This window comes from Xanthomonas sp. WHRI 7945 (genome assembly GCF_035026585.1).
The window spans coordinates 97,883-118,387 of sequence record NZ_JAYIQP010000007.1 but is presented as its reverse complement, the minus strand read 5'-3'; the positions used below and the strand labels follow the sequence as shown (position 1 = coordinate 118,387).

The following is a 20,505-nucleotide window of genomic DNA, read 5'->3' as shown; positions in this document are numbered from 1 at the left end:
GGCGTGCTGGCCGGGCGCTACCGCCGCTTGCGCGGCGGCAGCAGTGTCCACACGAAGACGCCGGCCAGCAGCAGCAACGCGACAGTGAATACCCCGTCCCAGGCGATCCAGAACCAGTATTGCCCCGCGTCGGCATCCAGCCGATACACCCGGGACGGACCGCCGCGCGCTCCGCTGGTGACCAGCACGCCGCGCGACACGGCCTGCATCAGCAGGAACAGCTTCAACAGCGCGGTGGTCACCAGCAGCGCCGCGGCCAGCAGCAGGGCCGGCCGGCGCAGGCGATCGCCCAGCCGCCGCCATCGCCCGGGGGGCGCCGCGTGCATCGGTCGCCGTCGTGTGTGCTTGCCCATCGTCTCGCTCCTTCGCGGTCGTCGCCTGTCGTCCCTTGCATCCCCGCATGCCTGACACGCTTGTACGTGCTGGCGCGACTGCGGCGAGGATCGCGACGCAGGACGCATCGCGCCCGTCCGCGAACGGTGCGCGACATCGGCGCCGCGAGCGGCTCTGGCGTGCCTGCGCGGGGTGGCATGATAGCCGCCGCGGACAAGTCCGTCGTGCGCAATGGAGCTGCCCGCGCGCGTTGCCGGTATAATCGCCGCGCATCGCCAAGGCAGGCCGCGCACCGTCCGGACTGCCGCCATTGCACCCATCAAGGATGATCGCGCCGGTCTCGCCCCGGCATGCCGCATGCGTGACTTCCTTGTCCCGTCGTTACCGTGCCGGTCGCCCGGCCCGTACCTCGTTCGTCCCAAGGAAATCCTCTTGAAGAATCTCGTCACCCTCGTCCTGCTCGCCCTGTGCGCGACCGTGCTGTCCGCCTGCGATCCCACCACCGGCAACAAGAACATGTCGCCGGACGACTACCTGATGTACAACGTCTCGACCTGGAATGGCATCGGCACGGTGACCGAGCCGTGGCTCGGCGGCGAGCGCGGCGAGCAACTGCTGGCCGATGCGAGCGCGCTGAAGTCGATGCAGCCCCACCGCAACGCGCTGAACAACCCGCGCAAGCAGATCGCCAGCAGCGGCAAGGCCTACGAAGGCTTCGGCATTCCCGAAGACGCGCAGGACATGGACGCCAAGCTGAAGGCCTACCAGAAGGGCGCCGACACGGTGCTGGCGACGCTGCAGGAGATCGCCGCACTGCCCGACGGCTATACCGAAGCGCAGGTGCAGCCGCTGCTGGAGCGGCTGAACACCGAATCGGAGACCCTCGACAAGGACGCCACCGCGCTGGACGCCGCGCAGAATGCCTACGCCAAGAAGCACCACATCAAGCTGGTGACCCAAGGCTGAGCGGTAGCGCTAATGCAGCAGGAAAAGCGGCCTCCGGGCCGCTTTTTTTTGTCTGGCGCCTTTGAACAGGGAGCTGAGTGCCGAGCGCAAGATCGCGCAGCGTGCGCCCGGCCTGCCGCGCCTAGCGCGCCGCGCGCTGCCGCGGCAAGCCGAGCAGCCCGATGCGGCGGAACCACATTTCCAGCGGCACCGTGACCAGTGGCGGCAACGCCGCCAGCAGGCTCAACAACCACGCCCACCACGGCCAGCGCAGCCGAACCGCGGCGATCACGCTGGCGACCAGATAGACCAGGAACGCCACCCCGTGCAGGCGGCCGAACAGCCATACGCCCAGTCCGGTGGTCTGGGTGCCGTACTTGAGCAACATGCCGAGCAGCAGCCCGGCCCAGGTCAGGCCTTCGAAGAAGGCCGCGGCGGCGAACAGACGGCCGACAGGCGAAATCGGATGGGAAGGCACGCGCAACTCCAGTGGGAAAGGAAGACGCCGCGACGCGATGGCGGCGGCGACGCCCGCTGGCGATGCCATTCTACAGAGTCGGCACTGGTACCGGCACTTGACCGTGACGCACCGCTGCGCCTTCAATCGTCCTCGAGCAGCCTGTCCAGCATGCGCTGCGGCCGCTCCAGGAACGCGCGCGTCAGCCGGTAGTGCTCGGTGTCGCGATACTCGACGCGCTGCAGCCCATCCTCGCCGATCTGCAGGATGTCGGCATGCGGGTACGCCATCAGGATCGGCGAATGGGTCGCGATGACGAACTGCGAGCGCTGCTGCACCAACTGATGCAGACGCGTCAGCATCGCCATCTGCCGCGATGGCGACAGCGCCGCCTCCGGCTCGTCGAGTACGTAGAAGCCGTTGCCGCCGAAGCGATGCAGCATCAGCGCGAAGAAGGACTCGCCATGCGACTGCGCGTGCAGCGACACGCCGCCGTAGCTGTCGATGACGGGAGCGCCGAACGACGGCGCCCCATCCAGGCGCTCGATCTCGCTGGCGACGTTGTAGAAACTCTCCGCACGCAGGAAGAATCCGTCGCGTGCGCGGCGGCCGCTGCGGCCCAGGCGCAAGGCCTGGTGCAGCTCGGAGTGCGATGCCAGCGTGCTGAAGTTGAAATTCCTGGTCCCGCCCTCGGCATTGAAGCCCCAGGCCACCGCGATGGCTTCCAACAGGGTCGACTTGCCGCTGCCGTTCTCGCCGACGATGAAGGTCACTTTCGGATGGAAGCGCAGCACGCCGAGGTTGCGCACCGCCGGCAGCGAATACGGCCAAGCCTGCATCGACGCCACGCGGTCCTGCTTCAACGTCACATCCATCAGATAGTGCTCGGCATCGATCGCGCGCACGGGCTCCCTCCCGGCCGGCAGGAAGCCGGCGTTACTGCGCCAAGTTTCGCGGCGACACGCGCTGCGCGCAATGCGCGCGCAGCGCGGGGCATCCGCCATGGCCGTTCCTGCGCCGATCCACACGTGCTGCACGCACGGATCGGCCGCACGGCGTCAGCCACGCATCGCAACCGCGCTCATCGGCGATCGTCCAGCACCGCCACGTCCTCCGGCGCCAGCTGCACCACGTCGCTGGCCGCGCCGGTGCTCAGCAGCGAGCGCATCGGCGCCGGCAGACGCACCTGCTGCGCTTCGCTGCCATGGTTGATCAGCACCACGACGCGGCGACGGCCGTCGCTGCGCACGCCCACTTCCACGTCCGCGGGCACGTCCGCCAGCGGCGCGCGCACCTGCGCATCGCGTAGCCAGTCGCCGGTGAGGCGGTCGAGGGTGGCGTCGTCGAGCCAGGCGCCGACGTAGCTGATGCGGCCCTTGCCGACACGCCGGGTCAGCACCGCCGGTTCGCCGTCCAGCCAGCCGTTGGCTTGGCCATAGCGCAGCGGCACCTCGGTCTGCGGCGAACGTGCCTTTAGCTGCTCAGCCCAGATCCTGGCACTGCCCTCGCCGGCCGCACCGGCGACCGGAATCGGCTTGTCCAGCGCATAGAACTGCTCCACGCGCCCGCCCAGCAACTCGCCCAGCGGACCGGGCTGGCGCTGCGGCTGCAGGCCGTTGTCGGCGTTCTTCATCGCGCTGCGCGGGCCCAGCACCAGATGCCCACCGCGTTCGACGTAGGCCCGCAAGCGCTGCGCCTGCGCATCGCTGAGCACGTTGAGCGACGGCGCCACCACCAGCTTGTAGCCGTCCAGCGGCGCCATCGCCGAGACCACGTCGACCACCTGCGCCTGCTGCCGCAGCGGGCGGTAGAACGACTTCATCTGCACGACCGCGTCGAAATCGGCCGAATGCTTCTGGAACCCCAGCGCCCAGCGGCTGTCGAAATCGTTGATCAGCGCGACGTCGGCATGCGGCGTGGTGCCCGCCAGCGCCGCGCCGGCCTTGGCGAACTCCGCGCCGACCTGCTGGATCTCCGCATACACCGGCACCGGCTCGCCATCGGCGCCGACCAGGGTGCCGTGGTATTCCTCTTGCCCGTTCGGCGCCGCGCGCCACTGCCAGTACGCGACCGCATCGGCACCGTGCGCCACCGCCTGCCAGGCCATCGCCCGCACTTGGCCCTTGCGCAGCGCCACGTTGGTCGCGCGCCAGTTGACGAAGCCCGGCTGGGTTTCCATCACCCAGTAGTTGCGGTGCTTGTAGCCGCGGGTGAGATCGTGGCGCGCCGCATTGTCCACCCAGTCGTACCGCTCCCCGGCGACATAGTCGTCCCACGCGGCGATGTCGAGCACCTCATGCAGCTTGTAGGCATCGAAGCCGGCGAACCACCCCATCGTATTGGTGGTGATGAACTGGCGCGGATCGGCATGCGGACGGATCGCCTCGATCTGATTGCGCGAATAGTCGGTCCAGGTATCGCTGACGAAGCGCTTCCACTCCAGCAACAGGGCCGGATTCTGCTCGTCCTCATGCACCGGGATCTGCGCGAAGTCGTTGTAGGTCTGGCTCCAGTACGCGGTCGCCCAGCGTTGGTTCAACGCCTCGATGCTGCCGTACTTGCGCTGCAGCCAGGCATGGAACTGCGCCTTGGCCTCCGGATCGAACGAGGCCTGTGCGTACTCGTTGTCCAGTTGCCAACCGACCACGTGCGGGTTGCGGCCATAGCGCTGCGCCATCTGCCCGGCAATGGCGCGCGCGAAGCGGCGATAGCGTGTGCTGGCGAAGGAGAATTGCTGGCGGTTGCCGTGTTCGTCGCGCACGCCGTCCTGGCTGATGCGCAGCGTGTCCGGGTAGGCCTGGGTCAACCACGCCGGCGGTGCGGCGGTCGGCGTGCCGAGCACCACCACCATGTGGTGCCGCGCGGCCGCGGCGATGGCGCGGTCCATCCATCCGAAATCGTACTGGCCCTCGCGCGGCTCCATGCGGCTCCAGGCGAACTCGCCGATCCGGACCACACGCACGTGCGCGGCCTCCATCAAGGCCAGATCGCGCTCCCAGTGCTGCTCGGGCCACTGCTCCGGATACCAGGCCACGCCCAACAGCACCGGCGCGGCATCGGCATAGCGGGTGGCCTGGGCACGAGCATCGGGCACCACGGCAGCCAGCGCGAACAGCGTGCCGAGTAGCAGCGCTGCGGTGCGCTGCGGAAACCAGGAAAGCGATGGCATAGGCGGACTCGTCGGGAGGGGGAAAGGCGGCCGGCAGACCCTGGCGGCCGCCAGCGTCATTGTGCACGCACGTACCATGTGCGCACTTGCGTAACTTGCCGAACCTGGATGCGCAACTGTGCACAAAGCAGGCGATGTCGCGGCCGCGCGGCTCAGGATTGCGCCCGCACAACACCTGGTATCCGCAATGCACCGACAAGGCCGCTTTCGCGCATGCACCCGCAGTTCGGCATGCGCAGCGCCGGGCCTGCACAGTAGCCGAGGCATCGCCATTCGCTATGCGCGTGTCCGGGGCAGGCTCGCGGCTGTCCTACGCCTTCGCGAATGCAATCCCTGCCTCCCTGCGCGTTGCATCCCACTTGTCGCGCTTGGTGCATGCAGCGATTGTCTATGTCATGTCGGCGGCGTAGCGTCACGCCCTGCCACAAGCCCCTGTCCCATTCCCCCGGAGACAACCATGAGAACACCACGGATCCTCGCCACTGTGCTGGCGATGGCCACAGCGATCTTGTCCACCGCACCGGTCTTGGCGCAGAACGTCACCGTCACCCCCAGCGAAACGCACCAGACCATCCAGGGCTTCGGCGGCATGAGCGGCGCCGGCTGGATCGCCGACCTCACGCCGGCCCAGGTCGATCTGGCCTTCGGCAGCGGCGAGGGCCAGATCGGGCTGTCGATCATGCGCATGCGCATCGACCCCTCCAGTTCCGGCTGGAGCCTGCAGGTTCCGGCCGCGGTACGTGCGCGCTCGCATGGCGCGCTGTTGCTGGCCTCGCCGTGGTCGCCGCCGGCGTACATGAAGTCGAACAACAACCTCAACAACGGCGGCAAGCTGCTGCCGCAGTACTACGGCGCCTATGCCAAGCATCTGCTGGACTTCTCCAACTACATGTCCGGAAAAGGCGCGCCGCTGTACGCGCTTTCCTTGCAGAACGAACCGGACTGGCATCCGGACTACGAGTCGGCGGAATGGAGCGCCAGCGACTTCACCAACTTCCTCAGCGCCGAGGGCGCCGGATTCGGCAACCTGAAAGTGCTCGCCGCCGAGTCGCTGAACTTCAATCCCAACCTGACCGACACGTTGCTCAACAGCAGCGCCAGCCAGCACGTGGACATCATCGGCGGACACCTGTACGGGGTGCAGCCGAAGGACTATCCGCTGGCACGCAGCAAGGGCAAGCCGCTGTGGATGACCGAGCACTACACCGACAACACCGACGGCAATGCCTGGCCGTCCGCGCTGGGCGTGGCGAGCGAGCTGCACAAGAGCATGGCGGCCAACTACAGCGCCTACATCTGGTGGTACATCCGCCGCAGCTATGGCCTGATCACCGAGGGCGGTGCGATCAGCAAGCGCGGCTACGCGATGGCGCAGTACGCGCGCTTCGTGCGCCCCGGCGCCAAGCGGATCGGCGCCACCGCCGCGCCGTACAGCGACGTCGCCGTCACCGCCTACAAGCGGACCGACAACAAGATCGTGCTGGTCGCGGTCAACACCGGCACCCAGTACCGCGAACTGAAGGTCACCCTGCCCAGCGGCAGCGCGCCCAGCTTCACCAAGTACAGCACCTCGGCCAGCGTCAATGTCGGCTACGGCGGCACGTATCAGGTCAGCAACGGCCAGACTGCGTTCTATGTCGATCCGCAGAGCGTGGCGACGTTCATCAGCAACTGAGCGTTTGCGTTGCGGCGCCCGGACCGATGGTCCGTTCGCCACAGCGCACGACACACGGAGGATCTGCGGCCCGACAGGCCGCAGATTCGTCCGGCCATGCATGCTGCGCGTCAGGCGTGACGACCATGCCGTAACCTCGCGCGTCGCCTTTCGCGCCTTGTCGCCGGCATCAGGCTGGGACCCGCCGCGGCGAGTCCCGACCTGACGTCCGCCAAGGCAGCATCCACGCTGGACAGCGAAACGTGGCCATGCGGCGGCAGCCTGATGAAGAGCAGGGAAAAGTGCCCACGGCGGACAGACATCGCAGGCGCAATGCGCTACAACGCCCGCTCAGTGGCCCCATCAAGGGGCCTGCCAAGCGGGACGTCCAGATTCCTAGGTCCAGTTGTCGTCGCCATCCGGGCTGGTGTCGTCCGAAAAGTCCTGATCGGCGTCCTGCAGCGGCGCATCGTCGTAGTAGTTGTTGGTGACGTTCTCGACCACGGCGGGTTGCGACGCGCCGCCGCCCAGGAATCCGCCGCCGTGGTGACCGCCGAGCAGGCTCTCCACGCCCTCGAACAGGAACATGCCGCCGGCCACGCCGGCCGCCGTCGTGGCCGCGGCGCCGAGGAAGCTCGGCCCGCGCGCAGCCGGTGCCGCGACCGGCGCCTGTTCGGCCGCGCCACCGCCACCGCCGAACAAGCGCTCGCGCCACCCCGGTGCGCCCTGCGGCGCGGGCGCCGGCGGCAACGGCGGCGGTCCCGCGCTGAATCCCTGGCCGAGAAAACTGGCGGCCGCTGGCGGCGGCGCGGCCTGCTGCAGCTGCGCGATCTGCGCCTTGGCGGTCTCCAGCGCATGCTCGAGCAGCAGCGCCCGCTGCACCAGCAGATAGGCCGCATCGGGCTGGCCGGCCAGGCGCTCGCGGATCAGCGCGTCCGCCTGCGGATCCTTCGCCACACCGCCGGCGCCGCGCACGCGGGCCAGGAAATCTTCGAGAAGCTGTTGTTCTTGCGGGGTCATACCAGTACCTGGAGGAGGTGACCGGCCCAATGCCGGCAGGCACAGCATGGGCGCGGACGCGCCGGCACCAAGGGAGAGGCCGCCACCTTGGTGCGGCGACATTCATCGAGACCGCGGGAACGGCACGCGACGCAGGCCGTCAGCGACGACAGCCTGGATGCGTGACTTCCGGCATTTCCAGCCCCGGCGGCCAATGACTACAAATGTAGTCAACGACCACGCATCAGGGAACGACGATGAAGCGGCGAAGCATGCGCTGGAACGCGGCACTGGCATTGGCATTGGCGGCAGCGGCGCCGGCATGGGGCGGCGAGCAATGGATCGTGGCCACGGATCTATGGGGCAACCGCGTCTATCAGACGCTCGAACTGGACGCGACCGGCACGCAACTGCAAGGACGGCTGGACGCCGACCCGGTACGCGGCACCCGCCACGGCGATGCGGTGGCGTTCGTTGCCACCTCCGCCGATGGCCGCGTCTACCGCTTCGACGGCAGCGTCGATGGCGAGCGCATGCGCGGGCGCAGCGACCAACCTGATACCAATGCCGCCGACGTACGCGCCACCCACCCCTTCGAGGCTTGGCGCGTGCCTGCACGCAGCAGCGGCGCGGCACGCACGCACCGTTTCGTGCCCGCCGATTACGCCAACACCTTCAGCGCCGATCGCGCGCCGGTGCTGGTGCTCTGGCCCGGCGACACGCTGCGCACGCAGACGCTGGATTCGGGCGGCGTGGACGCAAGCGGCACCACCCGCGCGCTGTTCGGCAATCCGCAGGTCGGGCCGTTCTTCGTGGCCGGCGCCGAACCTGGCGACACGCTAGCCATCCATCTGGTCTCGCTGCGGCTCAACCGCGACAGTGCAGACAGCCTCGATGGCCTGGTCGGGCGCCTGCAGACCCCGCGCGTGGCCGCGCAAGCCGCCGGACTCGGCAAACACGTGCGCTGGCGCCTGGACCGCGACGCCTCGCTCGCGTCGCCGCTCGATGCCGAAGGGCCGATGAAGCATTTCGCGATCCCGCTGCGGCCGATGCTCGGCGGCCTCGCGCTGGCGCCGGGCTTCGGCAGCGCCGCCCTGTCCACCGGCGATACCGGCGTCAGCGGCGGCAACATGGATTTCAACGCGGTGGTCGCCGGCAATACGGTGTACCTGCCGGTGCAACAGCCCGGCGCGCTGCTCTATCTCGGCGACGGGCACGCGCTGCAGGGCGACGGCGAGACCACGCAATGGGCGCTGGAGACCTCGCTGGACGTGGAACTGCGGGTCGACCTGATCAAGCACCGGGCGATCGCGATGCCGCGGGTGGAATCGCCCGAGCAGATCATGACGCTGGGCCAGGCCGGCTCCAGCGACGAGGCCTTGCGCGTGGCCACCTCCGGCATGCTGCACTGGCTGCAGCAGGACTACGGCCTTTCGCTGGCGCAGGCCACCCAGGTACTGGGCGTGGCGGTGCAGTACCGGGTGGCCAATCTCGCCGGGCGCAGCATCGGCGTGGCGGCCAGCATCGACAAGTCGGTGCTGCGCACGTTGCAGACGCCGGCCCACTGAACACCGGAGCCAGCGCATCCGCGAAGGCAATGCAGCCATCACTGCGTAGCGGGAGCGGCTCTCTTGTGGGAGCGACTTCAGTCGCGACGGGCCTTACCGACAGGGCCTGCCGCGACCGATCGCCCAAGATCAAACGGCGCCGCTGCTGCAGGTCGCACACCAGAACTCAGCACCTGCTCTGCAACCGCATGCGCACCTCGACGCCTATTCCTCCCCAACGTCCTCCGCCACACCATCGCCGCGCGGCAATCGCACCGCCCACATGTTGTCGATCAGGTTCGGATACGGGCGTCCATTCTCTTCGGCGCGCTGCCGCGCCGCGGCCTTCTGCGCAGGCGACAGCGGCTGCGCGCGCTGGCCGCGCGGCTTGGGTTTCTTCCACGGTGGCGTGTCTGAGGCGCGCATGGAGAGGCTGGCGAGTGAGGAGGCGACAGCGTGACGCCATCGCATGCATGGACGGGTGAACGGCGCAGGTGCGCTCCATGCACCCAACGTATCCGACCCGCTTGCCCCTATTCCGCATCGATCCCCGCCAGCGCGGACACCCACGCCGGCACCAGCGGCTCGCCGGCATAAAAGTTCCTGGGCTTGTGTTCGGCCATGGCCCAGCGGTGCAGCCAGCTGATGCCGCCACCACCGGTATAGCCTTCGGCGTGCCGATAGGCCGGATCGCGCAGCGCCTCGTCCAGAGTGACGAACGCATAGCCGCGGCGGCGCGTGGCCGCGATCAGTTCCGGGAAGGCGACGGCATTGAGTTCGTTGGCATGCATCAGCCACACTTGCGCGATGCGGCGGCCGAACAACTGCTGCGATTGCGCTTCGTAGTAGTCCAGCTTGTTGAGCATGTACGGCACATAGCCCTTGCGCAGCCGCAGCAGCGTGGCCTCGCGTGCCGCGCCTTGCGGCTCGGTTTCCAGCACCCGCGCATAGGCGAAGGCCCACACCCACTCGCTGTTGTCCACGGTGACCGGTGCGATGCGGTAACCGCGTGCGGCAACGAACGCGACGACCGCTTCGCGATCGGCCGCGCTGCGGCCAGTGGCCAGGTACGGATGGCGGAACCAGCGCAGCTGTTGCCCGTACTCGGCCAGCAGCGGCCGCAGGCTGCGCTCGCCGCGCACGATCGCGTCCTCGTAGGCCGGCAAGCCGACCTCGTGCAGGTTCACGTGGCCGTAGGTGTGGTTGCCCAGTTCGTAACCGGCGTCCAGCCAGTCGCGCAGCATCGCCACGCGCTGCGGCTGCAGGTGGCCGTCCTGTTCGAGCTTGTCCTCGTTGACGAATCCGACGATGGGCACATCCGCCTGCTTCAACGACGCCATCAGCTGCGCATGGAACGCCGGCAGCTGCGCAGCCGGAGTATTGCCCATGCGCTGCCACGGCAGGTCGTCGATGGTCACCGCGATGCGGCGGTCTGACTCCTGCGCCTGCACCTGCGCGGCACCGAAGACGGCCAGCACGGCCAGCAGCACATAGCGACAGTAACGTTTCATCGGCGACACCAGATCCGGAGCGGGCCAGTCTAGCGGATGCCGCAGATGCGTCCGCCGCGTGCGGCGGCGGCGGCAGCGTGTCGCGTCGCCGTTGGCCTGGCTGCGGCAACGGGCCGCACGCATGCGCATCCGCTCATTCTGCACCGCAGCCTGCTGTGCAAACGCCGCTGCAACGGAGCCGACCGGATGCCGTGCCATCATGCCGCCCTGTCCGCACACGCCGGATCCCATGCAGCCCGAGCGGGCAGGAGAACGAGATTGAGCAAGTGGATGTCGCTGGGATGGATCGTGTTGCTGCTCGCAGGTTGTGCCAGGACACCAAAGGACGCCACGTCCACGTCCCCGGCGCCGGCAACGTCCGCGCCAGCCAGCGCCTCCATGCCGGGACGGCAGCGCAGCGAAGGAAAGCCCTACGAAATCCCGGAGAGCCAGGTCTGGACGGTGCCCGATCCGGCCTCCGGCCGCGACTACCAGGTGTTCGTCGCCTTGCCGCGCGGCTATGCAGACGATCCCGCCCGCCGCTATCCCGTCCTCTATGTCACCGACGCCGACTACGCCTTCCCGCTGGTGCGGCAGATCGCGCGGCGCCTGAACGGCGAAGGGCCGAAGATCGACGACTTCATCCTGGTGGGCCTGTCGTACGCCGTCGGCGACGAGCCCATGCCGAGCCGACGCCGCGACTACACGCCGACGCCGGAGGACGGAGCGAACGCGGCGCCGACCCCCACGCACGGCAAGGCCAACGGCTACATCGGCTACCTGCGCGACCAGGTGCTGCCGTTCGTGGCGCAGCGCTACCGCACCGACGAACGCAGGCGCCTGTACCTCGGCCACTCCTACGGCGGCCTGCTCGGCACCCAGATCCTGCTGAGCGCGCCGGAGATGTTCGCCGGCTACATCCTGGGCAGCCCGTCGTACTGGTACGGCGAGCACGCCATGCGCGACCAGGAGAAGGCGTTCGCCGCCACTCACAAGGATCTGCCTGCGCAGGTCTATCTGTACGTCGGCGAGTACGAGCAGACCCGCTACGGGCAGAACTACGACATGGTGGACGATGCGCAGGCGATGGTGCGCAGCCTGCGCGCCAGGCGCTATCCCGGGCTGCAGGTGCAACTGGATGTGCTCAACGACGAGGACCACCTGAGCGTGGCGCCGCGCGGACTCACCCACGGGCTGAAGTATCTGCTCGCCACCAAGGAGTCCCGATGACACGCCTGGCGCCCCGGCGAGCGGGCCGGCGCGCATGCGCGGCATTGGCCATCTTGGTCGCCGCATCGGCAGTAGCGACGGGCGCGGCGGCGCAGACGGGGGCGCCGGCGCCCGGTGCGGGATTCGAAGTCGAACGCTACGCGGTGACCCTGCGTCCCGACTTGGCGACCACCGCCGTGGCGGGCACGCAGAGCATCACGTTGCGCGGCACGCAGCGGGTGTCGCAGCTGGTGTTCTCGCCCAATGCCTTGCGGCTGCATGCCGCGTCGCTGGACGGGCGCGCGGTGACGGTGGTCAGTCGCGCCGACGGCGTCGTCTTCGAACTGCCCGCGCCGCTGGAGAAGGGCGCGAGCGCCACGCTCCGCTTCGCGCTGGAGGGCGTGCCCGCGCGCGGCCTGGTGCGCGCCGGCGACGGCGTCTACAGCAGCTATTTCGCCTGCGACTGGATGGTCTGCCTGCAGGACGCGCCCGGCGACAAGGCCGCGTTCGCGCTCGACCTGCTGCTGCCGGCAGGCGCGACCTCACTCGGTGTAGGCAAGGCGTTGCCGCTGCGTCCGCGCCACGACGGCCTGGTCCTGCATCGCTGGCGCTCCACCCGGCCCTACTCGGCCTACCTGTTCGGCTTCGCCGCGGGCACCTTCGCCAAGGCGACGGTCAACACCGACGTCGGCGAACTGGTGTACCTGGACGCCACCGGGAACAGTGCCGACCTGCCGGCGGCGTTCGCGCAGGCGCCAGGCATCGCGCGCTTCCTCGCCGACAAGGCCGGCATCGCCCTGCCCGACCGGCGCTATACGCAGTTGCTGGTGCCGGGACAGGAAGCGCAGGAGGCCGCGACGTTTTCGCTGATCGGGCAGGAAGCCCTGGAAGAAGATCGCCAGGCGCCGTCCGCAGCGTGGATCGTGGCCCACGAGATGGCCCACCAGTGGTGGGGAAACCTGGTGACCTGCGCGACGTGGCAGGACTTCTGGTTGAACGAAGGCATCACCACGTTCATGACCGCGGCGTGGAAGGAGCAGGCGGTCGGCGCTGCCGCCTATCGGCAGGAACTGGAACAGGCACAGCGTCGGCTCGAGCGCGCCCGCGCCGCGGGCTTCGACAAGCCGCTCGCGTGGTCGGGCAGCTATCCATCCCTCGGCATGCGCCGCGCCGTCCAGTACAGCAAGGGCGCACTGTTCCTGGCGCACCTGCGTGAGCGCCTGGGCGAACAGGCCTTCTGGAACGGCATCCGCGGGTTCACCCGCGGCCATGCGGGAAAGACTGTCACCAGCCGCGATTTCCAGGCCGCGATGGAGCGCGCGAGCGGCCAGGACCTGTCGGCGGTCTTCGTCGAATGGGTCTACGGCAGTGCCGAGCCGACGGCAGCAACACGCTGAAAGCGGTCACCGCGACACCGCCGCCGCACGGCCGCCTGCGCCGCATCGCAGCGGCCGTCGCCGGTCACTGCAACACCCGCTGCGCATCGACGCTCTCCACGCCCTGCAGTTGCCCAAGCCAACTGTCGAACCATGGCTTGTGCGACACGCCGACAATCGAGAGCACCCGTGCGCCCGGCGTCTCGCGGAACGTCTGCTGGAGGTTGGCGACCATGCGCAGGTTGCGGATTTCCCAGCCGCTCACCCAGATCTGCGGATAGTGCTGCGGCGACGCCGCGCGCATCGCCGCGCCGGCATTGACGTCTGCGTAGATCGCCAGATTCTCCGGGCTATTGATGAAGCGGTACAACGGCAGCAGATCGCCCTGCTGCAGCGCCTGCTCCTGCCGCTCGATCCCGTCCAGCGCGGCCCTGCCGTCCTTCCACGCCTGCTCGATCGATTGGCCGAACGCCTTCCTGTCGGCGACCCGGATGTTGTCGCCGGTGTGGTCGTCCACCGGGTGCACGCGCGGCAAGCCCAGCCGTGCCGCCAGGCGCGCACCGATGCGGTAGTTCTCGTTGCTGCTCGTGGCGATCTTGGCAAGCGCCGCCACCAGCGCCGCGTCCAGGCCATCGCCCGCGTGCCGCTCGGCCGGCGCCAACTGTAGCCATTGCGCATAGGCGGAGGCACGTTCGTTGGCCGCCAGGAACACGGCCGCCAGTCGTCGCCGCTGCGCAGGCGTCGGCTGCGCCGGCCAGGCGGCGAGCGTCGTGTCGACCTCGGCGAGGGCGGCGGGCACATCCAACCCCGTCGCTGCCTGCGCCTCGCTGGTCGACAGGCAATAGTCGGCGCCATAGACGCTGGGGTGGCGCGCAGCGAGATCGCACTGCTCGCCGCCGATGGCCTCGATGGCGATGATGTCCGGCTTGAATGCCGCGAGGCGATCGAGCAGCGCGTCCAGCGCCGCTGGCGCAACGCCGCCGTCGATCTCGCTGAGATGGACCGACCCCAGCACCAGCACCTGCGTGCGCGGCCCCAGCATGTCCTTGTCCAACGTCGTCAGATCCACCTGCGCCTGCGCAACGGCGGGCAGCGCCAGCGCCACGCACCATCCCACCATCGACCGCCATCGCGCCATGCCATCCCTCCATCCGGTTGTAGCGGACAGTGTCGCCAAACGCGCGCACCGCCACCCGTGCCGTTGGATGGCGTGCCGAAAGGCATGCGTCGGTGACGTGCGATGGGTTTCGCCGTCGCCGCGGCGCGTGCATGCCAATCGTTGCGCAACAACCAAGCGGGCTCACTTCTTGCCATCCAAGTAGTGGATGAAAGAAGCGAGCCCGATCGGTTGCTACAAGGAATGCCAACGCGTGCGTGCGGACGTTGCGCCAGCAAGGCGCGACAGGTCGACGACCTGCCACGCCATGGGATCACATCGACTTCTTGATCTCTTCCGCCTTCGCCAGATGCTGCTCGACGTGCGTCCTGGTCTCGGTCAAGTGCTTCTTGACCGGATCGGTCGACGCCGCCGCCGTCATCTGCGAGTCGATCAGCTGCAGCGCCTCCTTGTGCCCGGCGATCATCGCGTCGATATAGGCCGCCGCGTAGTCCTTGCCGGACTTCTGGCCCAGCGTGGTCAGCTCCTGCTCGCCCTTGGTCTCCAGCTGCTTGACGTCCGGCGTTTCGGCCAGCGTGCCGAGCGCCTTGGTCTTCTCCAGGTTGGCGGAGTGCTCCTTCTCCATCATCTTGGCGTAGTCCAGCACCGCACCCGTCACCTTCTTTTCCTGCGCCTGCTTTGCCGCTGCGATTTCGTTCTTGTCGACCGCACCCAACAGGCCGAGCGCGATGTCGTCCCCGGAGCTGGCGCGCGCCGCACCTTCCGGTGCCGGACTGGCTTCGCCGACCGGCGGCGTGGTGGGCGTCGCGGCGCCGCCGACCGGCGTCGGCTCGGTGGAGGCCGCCGGCGCGTCCGCGGTGGGTGCCGGAGCGTCGTTGTCCTTGTTCTTGCAGCCCGCGATGGCCAGCGCACCGACGATGGACAGCACCAACAGTGAATGTTTCATATGCGATTCCTCCTCCAATGGGGAGGCCAGCATCGCGCTATGCGGGTGAAGACGCATCATGCAATCGGGATGAATTCTTCAGTTTTGTAGTGTGACGATGAAAGTGCCGATGCATGGTCAAGCGCGACGGCCATGGGCTGTTTCGAACGAAGAGGCGCGGCAGTCGAATGTGTCCGTCGCCATGCATCGGATCGCTGCGCCGCGATCCTAACTAGGCATTGCCTCCATCCACCGGCACCTCGCGATCAATACTTGAGCGCGTTCGCGGTCGGCGCGAGCGGAGCGAATCGCGCGCTCCTGAAATCGTGCAACAGCCGGAAGACCCGTTCGCCGTCCTGCGCATAGTCCCGAAAACCGCTTTTCGTGAGCCGGTACAGACAGCCATCGCGTGCGAAGACCAGATCGCCGCCGTCCCAGTCGGCCCAGTCGCTGCCGGGCAGGTCCAGCAGCACCGTGCCGTCGCGGTCCAGGACACGATGGTCCAGGCCGTACCATGCCTCGTTCCCGCGGCCGACGACCTGCAGCAGCGACTGCAACCGGCGGCCGCTGGCGCCCGGCTTCTCCCACACGCGCGGACGGGTGAAGCGGTAGAGCACGCCCGACGTCAGGCCACCGGTTTCGCCCACACCCGCATCGATCACCTGCCAGCCGTCGCGCTGCCGCAGCGCGCTGTCGATCGGCTCGTCCTCGCCGCCGCCCGAGCCGCGTCCGAACGGCCGCACCTGCAGGTCGTGCGGCACCTGGAAGCCGGTCGGCAACGGAAAGGGATCGCGGCCCTCCTGCGAACGATGGTTCAACAGCAGGGTCCGTTCGTCCTCGAACATGCCGCCACCGCCCCAGCAGTCGCCCTTCGGCCACAACGCCAGCGCAGTGAAGAATGGCGGACGCGACAGCGCTGTCCAGGTGACGAAATCGCCCTGCTGCTTGGACGCGAAATACACCAGCAACCGACCCGACGGCGACAGATCGCAACGTCGCTCGTAGATGCGGCCCTTGAACCACTGCCCGTGCTCGAAGCTGTCCTCGCGCAGGTCCCAGCGGATGAGCTGCACCTGTTTGCTGGGTCCGCGGCGGAAGATCACACCGGTGCGCGCCTCGCGCGCCAGCAGTGCGTAGAGCCGCGTGGCCGGGGGACGCTGTTGCGCGTGATGCTGGGTCGTTTCCAATCGATCGCCTCCCTCTACCCGAGCTGCCAAGCACGTTCGCCAATAGACCGAAGCGCGCGCTGCCTCTCTCCAATCGTACCTCCATGTGCCGTCAGGTCCTATGACGGGCGCTGTGCATCATCGGGAACGGCCTGGATATCGACGACGTAGGCGCTTCCATGCCGGCTCGTGTGTGGATCAACACGCCTCCCACGCATGACAACCGTAAAAACACCAAGGTAAGCTGCGGCCACTCAACCGCTGCCGATGCCACGCCCATGCGCCGCGTTCAGACCGATGCCCTCTCCATCGACCTGCCCGATCGCTTCACCGTCGTGCGGCAGGTAGGCCAGTTCGTCAAAGCGGCGTACCCCGTCGCCGATGATGAAGTTTCGCTGGGTGTCGTCATCGTGCGACGCGAGACCCCGCACGATGCCGCCGCCGATCCCTGGGAAGGCTTTCGTGCCGAGTGCCGGACACGGCGCGGCGAAGTCGCGGTATTGGCCGAGCAGGCACTGGTGATCGACGGCCGCCCTGCATTCCAGGTGACCGCGCAGGGCGACGACTATGTGTATCTGTTCGTCATGGTGCTTTTGGACGATGCCTTGTACCTGGACATCGTGGGCGACTGCCCGGCCGGCACCGAGGCCGAGCATGTTCCAGTGCTCGACGCCGCGCTGCGCAGCCTGCGCGTGACCGGCGACGCCGCCGCTTCGCTGGCGGCGCACGACGCCTGGATGCAGAACATGCTCGGCGGCCAGGACGACGAGGACGGCAACGACGATGGGCATCCCGCACCCGTGACCGCGCCGGCGGAGCCGTTCCGCATTCCCGAGGACGGCCGCGACGTCTTTCTTATCGACGACCTGGCGTTCGACTTCCGGCGCGAGACCGGGGCGAGCATCGGCAATACGGGCAGCAGTGGCGACGAACTGGTCATCGACCTGCAAGCGCGTGCACGCAAGGCGGACGCGACCGCACGCGCGCATCTGGTGGACGATACCAAGGTGTATTTCCGATTCTCGGTGAAGGGCGTCCACCGCGCGGGCGTGCCGACTGGCCGTATCCGCTTCGAGGACGATCGCGAGCCGGCCCACCAGGCCTATCTCTGGTCGGGCGGCCTGCGTTTCGACCTCAAGCTCTGGGGAGAGTTGGTGCTGGAGCAGGGCTGGGTCGGCTTCAGCGGCTACCTGCAGGCGTACGGCGCCGGCCATCGCTATCCCGTGCGCATCGCGCGCAAGCTGGCGACGGAGACCCTGGACTGGTCGAATTACCGCTTCACCTCGATGGACGAGCTGTCGAGCGCACCGCCTGGCCTGCCGCGCCACGCGCACCTATCCAATCTGGCCGGACCCACGCTACCGGAGGCGTTGTACGCCTATACGTCGCTGCGTTCGCTCAGCGTCTACTACGACGACGAAGCCGCCGGCGCCAACGGATTGCGGGAATTGCCGGACGCGATCGCCCGCTTCTCCGCCCTGGAGGACCTGAGCATCGTCAGGGCCAAGGCCCTCGAGCGTCTCCCCGCCGCGCTCGGGGCGCTGCGCGCACTGCGGCGCCTGCACGTCACCCGCACCGGCATTCGCACCGTGCCGCCGGAACTGCTGTCGCTGCCACTGATGTATTGCGTGCTGGACGACAACGCCATCGAGCAGCTGCCCGACACGTCGTTCCCCGCCACACTCAAGACCCTGTCGCTCGCAGGCAACCAGTTGCAGACCGTGCCCGCCAGCGTCGCGGCCTCGCCGGCGCTGCAACGGCTGGACCTCACCAACAACCCGTTGACCGCGCTGCCCGCCGGGCTGGAGCGCATCGAACGGTTGGAACTGGAACTGCCGAAGAAGCACGCCCTGCTGGACTACCGCTACAAGGGCGCCGGCGACCAAGGCACGGTCGCCTTCGACGATGACGCCTACTACGTGCGCAGCGACCCGGGTTTGGCCCAGCAACTGGAGCAGGCGCTGGCAAGCGACGCGCAGTGGGCGCCCTACCGGTCCGGGATGCAGGCGCTGGCCTGGCGCGCAATCGCGCTGGCCACGGACGAAGCGGACGACTACCGGATGCGCGGCAACACGCGCTTCGGCGGACTGCCCGACCTGCCACCGGACATGTCCTACCCCCGGGTCACCGCCTTCGACGGCACGATCCGCCCCATGCAGTTCATCGCGCAACTGGACTGCGCGCAGCTGGCCCCGCTACAGACCTACCTGCCGCGGGACGGCGTGCTGTATTTCTTCATCTCGGACCAGGAAGACCTCACGCCGCAGGTCTTCCATTACGCCGGTCCGCGCGCGGCGCTGCAGACCGCTGCGGACCTGGCGAGCGATGCAGCGCTGGTCGACGACCAGGACGACGGCACCCTTCCCTACCGCGCCAGCGCCGCCCGCTGGATCAGCGTGCCGCATTTCTATTCCGACGAGGAGTATTACCAAGGCGCGGCCGAGGGCCTGGATGCCCTGGAGGAAGCGTATGAGCTCGTCGAATCGTTGCGCGATCGGCTTGCCGCGCAGTCCCCCGTCTCTCCGGTGCACGGCGTGAACAGCCACGTGTTCAAGCAACACGATACCCCGCTCAGCGAAGCCGCCAACCGCCTGCACGGTCGCCCGGAGGATTTCATGGTGCTGCTGCGCGTCGCATCGGATGCGAACCCCGGCTTCTGCTTCTGGGACGCAGGCGAGCTGTATTTCGTGATCCACAAGAGCGACCTCGCCAAGCAGGATTTCTCCAACGTGTACTGCGGGTTGGAGAGCAGCTAGGCGCTCGACCTGAGAACGGGTATCTGAGCAGGCGTCCTGCTGCCTGCTTCCCGCTTCCATCATCGCGCCTCCCACTTCGCGCATGGTGCTGCCCCTCTTCCCGAGAGAACGCTCGCCATGGTGGATCGGCAACGCGTACATGGGCCGCGGCGTCACTTGTGCGCACGCAAGCAATACAGCCGCTGCGCTAGCGACCTGGCGGCGACGTGTCTCGCTCGCATTCGACGTTGCTTTATGAAGTCCCTTTATCCACGCCGCGACAGCCGTTGCGCGCGTTCATGCCCCTGCAAAGGACAGACGGCTAAGCTCCACTTGACGCCACGGACGCAGAAGGACGCACGATGTCGCAGCACGCCATCGAGGACCTGATCGAGAGCACGATCCATCTGGTCGACCGCAGTGCACTGGACGGCCCATGCCAATCCTCGCTGATCCACGGGCTGTTGCATCTGCAAGCGCGCTACGACACCAGCCTGACCTGGTTCCGGTTGCCCGGTGTGTTGCTGCGCCACGGGGTGCTGGTGCGTACGCCAGTGGAGGCCATCGCCGATGCCGGACTGCGGGCCGAGGCGCTGGCTGCGACTGAGCCGGGCTGGCTCGGGCGCGATGACGATGCGGGCTACCTCGAATGGGAAGGCCAGGCGCGCGTGCTCTATCGGCAGGCCGATGCCGACCACGCCCTGCCGTTGCCGACGTTGCTGCGCAGCGTACTCACGCTCGCCGACCAGGCTAACGAGACCGCACTGTTCACCGACTGGTATGCGCTGCTGGTGAACGGCTGGCTGGACGAGACATTCACCGCCGAGGATGGCGTGGCGCCCACGCTCGACGGCCTGCTCGCGTCGGACGACTTCCAGGCGATCCGCGCGTTGGCAGCGCGCCGCGGGCTCAAGCGCCGGCGTGGCGTGCCGCAAGACCTAACGCTGCCCCGGCTGACGGAGAGCGAGCACGACGAGGTCGAACGCAGCTTCGGCCTGCGCTTCTTCCTGGAACCCAAACGCAAATCGTCCCTCCTGCTGGCCGCGCGCGACAAGGCGTTGATCCAGCAGGCCAGGGTGCGTGAACTGATTCCCGCGCTGGTCGAGCAGAATCTCGGCGCCGCCCTGCAGGCCGCAGGCTGGTTGCCGGTGCATGCCGGCAGGGACCGTCAATGGTGCTGGATCCGCGAGCGCGACGGCAGCCGCCAGTTCCTCTGGGCCACCCATGAAATGGGTCGGGGCATGCTGATGATCCAGGTGGGCGTGCAGCACGCGCGACTGCTGGCATGGCAACGGCGCCAGGCCACCCCGCAATTGCACGACCTGCATTTCTACGCGATCGCCGCAGGATTCTTTGCCGAGGAGGTGCAGCAGAGCGCGGACA

The 20,505-nt window shown here is 68.2% G+C and carries 16 protein-coding genes; 6 read left to right on the top strand and 10 right to left on the bottom strand.

What is annotated here, in order from left to right:
• Nucleotides 1-17 precede the first annotated feature (17 nt).
• Nucleotides 18-326 (bottom strand): hypothetical protein, encoded by a 309-nt coding sequence (locus tag VDQ83_RS07965; RefSeq protein ID WP_455434493.1) that lies wholly within the window; start codon nucleotides 324-326, stop codon nucleotides 18-20.
• A 439-nt stretch (nucleotides 327-765) separates the two neighbouring features.
• Between VDQ83_RS07965 and VDQ83_RS07960 the strand changes: the two genes are divergently transcribed.
• Nucleotides 766-1,299: a hypothetical protein gene (locus tag VDQ83_RS07960; RefSeq protein WP_309918774.1), complete on the top strand. Its 534-nt coding sequence runs from the start codon at nucleotides 766-768 to the stop codon at nucleotides 1,297-1,299.
• Between the two features lie 121 nt (nucleotides 1,300-1,420).
• Here the strand turns inward: VDQ83_RS07960 and VDQ83_RS07955 are convergent, their stop codons facing one another.
• The 3 genes from VDQ83_RS07955 to VDQ83_RS07945 form a co-directional block, all read right to left on the bottom strand.
• On the bottom strand, nucleotides 1,421-1,741 hold the full coding sequence (locus VDQ83_RS07955; RefSeq protein ID WP_455434553.1) for a DUF3817 domain-containing protein: 321 nt from the start codon (nucleotides 1,739-1,741) through the stop codon (nucleotides 1,421-1,423).
• A 137-nt stretch (nucleotides 1,742-1,878) separates the two neighbouring features.
• Complete coding sequence (locus VDQ83_RS07950; RefSeq protein WP_455434492.1) at nucleotides 1,879-2,640, bottom strand: AAA family ATPase; 762 nt, start codon at nucleotides 2,638-2,640, stop codon at nucleotides 1,879-1,881.
• A 176-nt stretch (nucleotides 2,641-2,816) separates the two neighbouring features.
• The gene (locus tag VDQ83_RS07945) at nucleotides 2,817-4,904 is read right to left on the bottom strand and encodes a beta-galactosidase (RefSeq protein ID WP_455434491.1); all 2,088 of its coding nucleotides are present in this window, start codon (nucleotides 4,902-4,904) and stop codon (nucleotides 2,817-2,819) included.
• Between the two features lie 457 nt (nucleotides 4,905-5,361).
• On the opposite strand from VDQ83_RS07945, the gene VDQ83_RS07940 reads away from it, so the two are divergent.
• On the top strand, nucleotides 5,362-6,579 hold the full coding sequence (locus VDQ83_RS07940; RefSeq protein WP_455434490.1) for a glycoside hydrolase family 30 beta sandwich domain-containing protein: 1,218 nt from the start codon (nucleotides 5,362-5,364) through the stop codon (nucleotides 6,577-6,579).
• Nucleotides 6,580-6,954: 375 nt separating this feature from the next.
• On the opposite strand, the gene VDQ83_RS07935 is transcribed toward VDQ83_RS07940, so the two are convergent.
• Nucleotides 6,955-7,578 carry a DUF2076 domain-containing protein gene (locus VDQ83_RS07935; protein WP_455434489.1) on the bottom strand — a complete coding sequence of 208 codons (624 nt, stop codon included), beginning with the start codon at nucleotides 7,576-7,578 and terminating at the stop codon, nucleotides 6,955-6,957.
• Nucleotides 7,579-7,814: 236 nt separating this feature from the next.
• On the opposite strand from VDQ83_RS07935, the gene VDQ83_RS07930 reads away from it, so the two are divergent.
• Nucleotides 7,815-9,125, top strand: coding sequence for an acetamidase/formamidase family protein (locus tag VDQ83_RS07930; protein WP_455434488.1), 1,311 nt, complete (start codon nucleotides 7,815-7,817; stop codon nucleotides 9,123-9,125).
• A gap of 204 nt (nucleotides 9,126-9,329) precedes the next feature.
• Here the strand turns inward: VDQ83_RS07930 and VDQ83_RS07925 are convergent, their stop codons facing one another.
• On the bottom strand, nucleotides 9,330-9,530 hold the full coding sequence (locus tag VDQ83_RS07925; protein ID WP_455434487.1) for a hypothetical protein: 201 nt from the start codon (nucleotides 9,528-9,530) through the stop codon (nucleotides 9,330-9,332).
• A gap of 107 nt (nucleotides 9,531-9,637) precedes the next feature.
• Nucleotides 9,638-10,615, bottom strand: coding sequence for a polysaccharide deacetylase family protein (locus tag VDQ83_RS07920; RefSeq protein WP_455434486.1), 978 nt, complete (start codon nucleotides 10,613-10,615; stop codon nucleotides 9,638-9,640).
• Between the two features lie 288 nt (nucleotides 10,616-10,903).
• Here VDQ83_RS07920 and VDQ83_RS07915 point away from each other — a divergent pair, with 288 nt between their 5' ends.
• Both VDQ83_RS07915 and VDQ83_RS07910 read left to right on the top strand, forming a co-directional pair.
• The gene (locus tag VDQ83_RS07915) at nucleotides 10,904-11,824 is read left to right on the top strand and encodes an alpha/beta hydrolase (RefSeq protein WP_455434552.1); all 921 of its coding nucleotides are present in this window, start codon (nucleotides 10,904-10,906) and stop codon (nucleotides 11,822-11,824) included.
• Nucleotides 11,825-11,967: 143 nt separating this feature from the next.
• Nucleotides 11,968-13,200, top strand: a complete 1,233-nt coding sequence (locus tag VDQ83_RS07910) for a M1 family aminopeptidase (protein WP_455434485.1) — start codon at nucleotides 11,968-11,970, stop codon at nucleotides 13,198-13,200.
• A 64-nt stretch (nucleotides 13,201-13,264) separates the two neighbouring features.
• Here the strand turns inward: VDQ83_RS07910 and VDQ83_RS07905 are convergent, their stop codons facing one another.
• From VDQ83_RS07905 to VDQ83_RS07895, 3 genes are all read right to left on the bottom strand, one after another.
• On the bottom strand, nucleotides 13,265-14,317 hold the full coding sequence (locus VDQ83_RS07905; protein ID WP_455434484.1) for a DUF5694 domain-containing protein: 1,053 nt from the start codon (nucleotides 14,315-14,317) through the stop codon (nucleotides 13,265-13,267).
• A 292-nt stretch (nucleotides 14,318-14,609) separates the two neighbouring features.
• Nucleotides 14,610-15,275, bottom strand: coding sequence for a DUF4142 domain-containing protein (locus VDQ83_RS07900; RefSeq protein WP_455434483.1), 666 nt, complete (start codon nucleotides 15,273-15,275; stop codon nucleotides 14,610-14,612).
• A gap of 212 nt (nucleotides 15,276-15,487) precedes the next feature.
• Nucleotides 15,488-16,408: a hypothetical protein gene (locus VDQ83_RS07895; protein WP_455434482.1), complete on the bottom strand. Its 921-nt coding sequence runs from the start codon at nucleotides 16,406-16,408 to the stop codon at nucleotides 15,488-15,490.
• Nucleotides 16,409-16,578: 170 nt separating this feature from the next.
• Between VDQ83_RS07895 and VDQ83_RS07890 the strand changes: the two genes are divergently transcribed.
• Nucleotides 16,579-19,143 carry a DUF1963 domain-containing protein gene (locus VDQ83_RS07890; RefSeq protein ID WP_455434481.1) on the top strand — a complete coding sequence of 855 codons (2,565 nt, stop codon included), beginning with the start codon at nucleotides 16,579-16,581 and terminating at the stop codon, nucleotides 19,141-19,143.
• Nucleotides 19,144-20,505 lie beyond the last annotated feature (1,362 nt).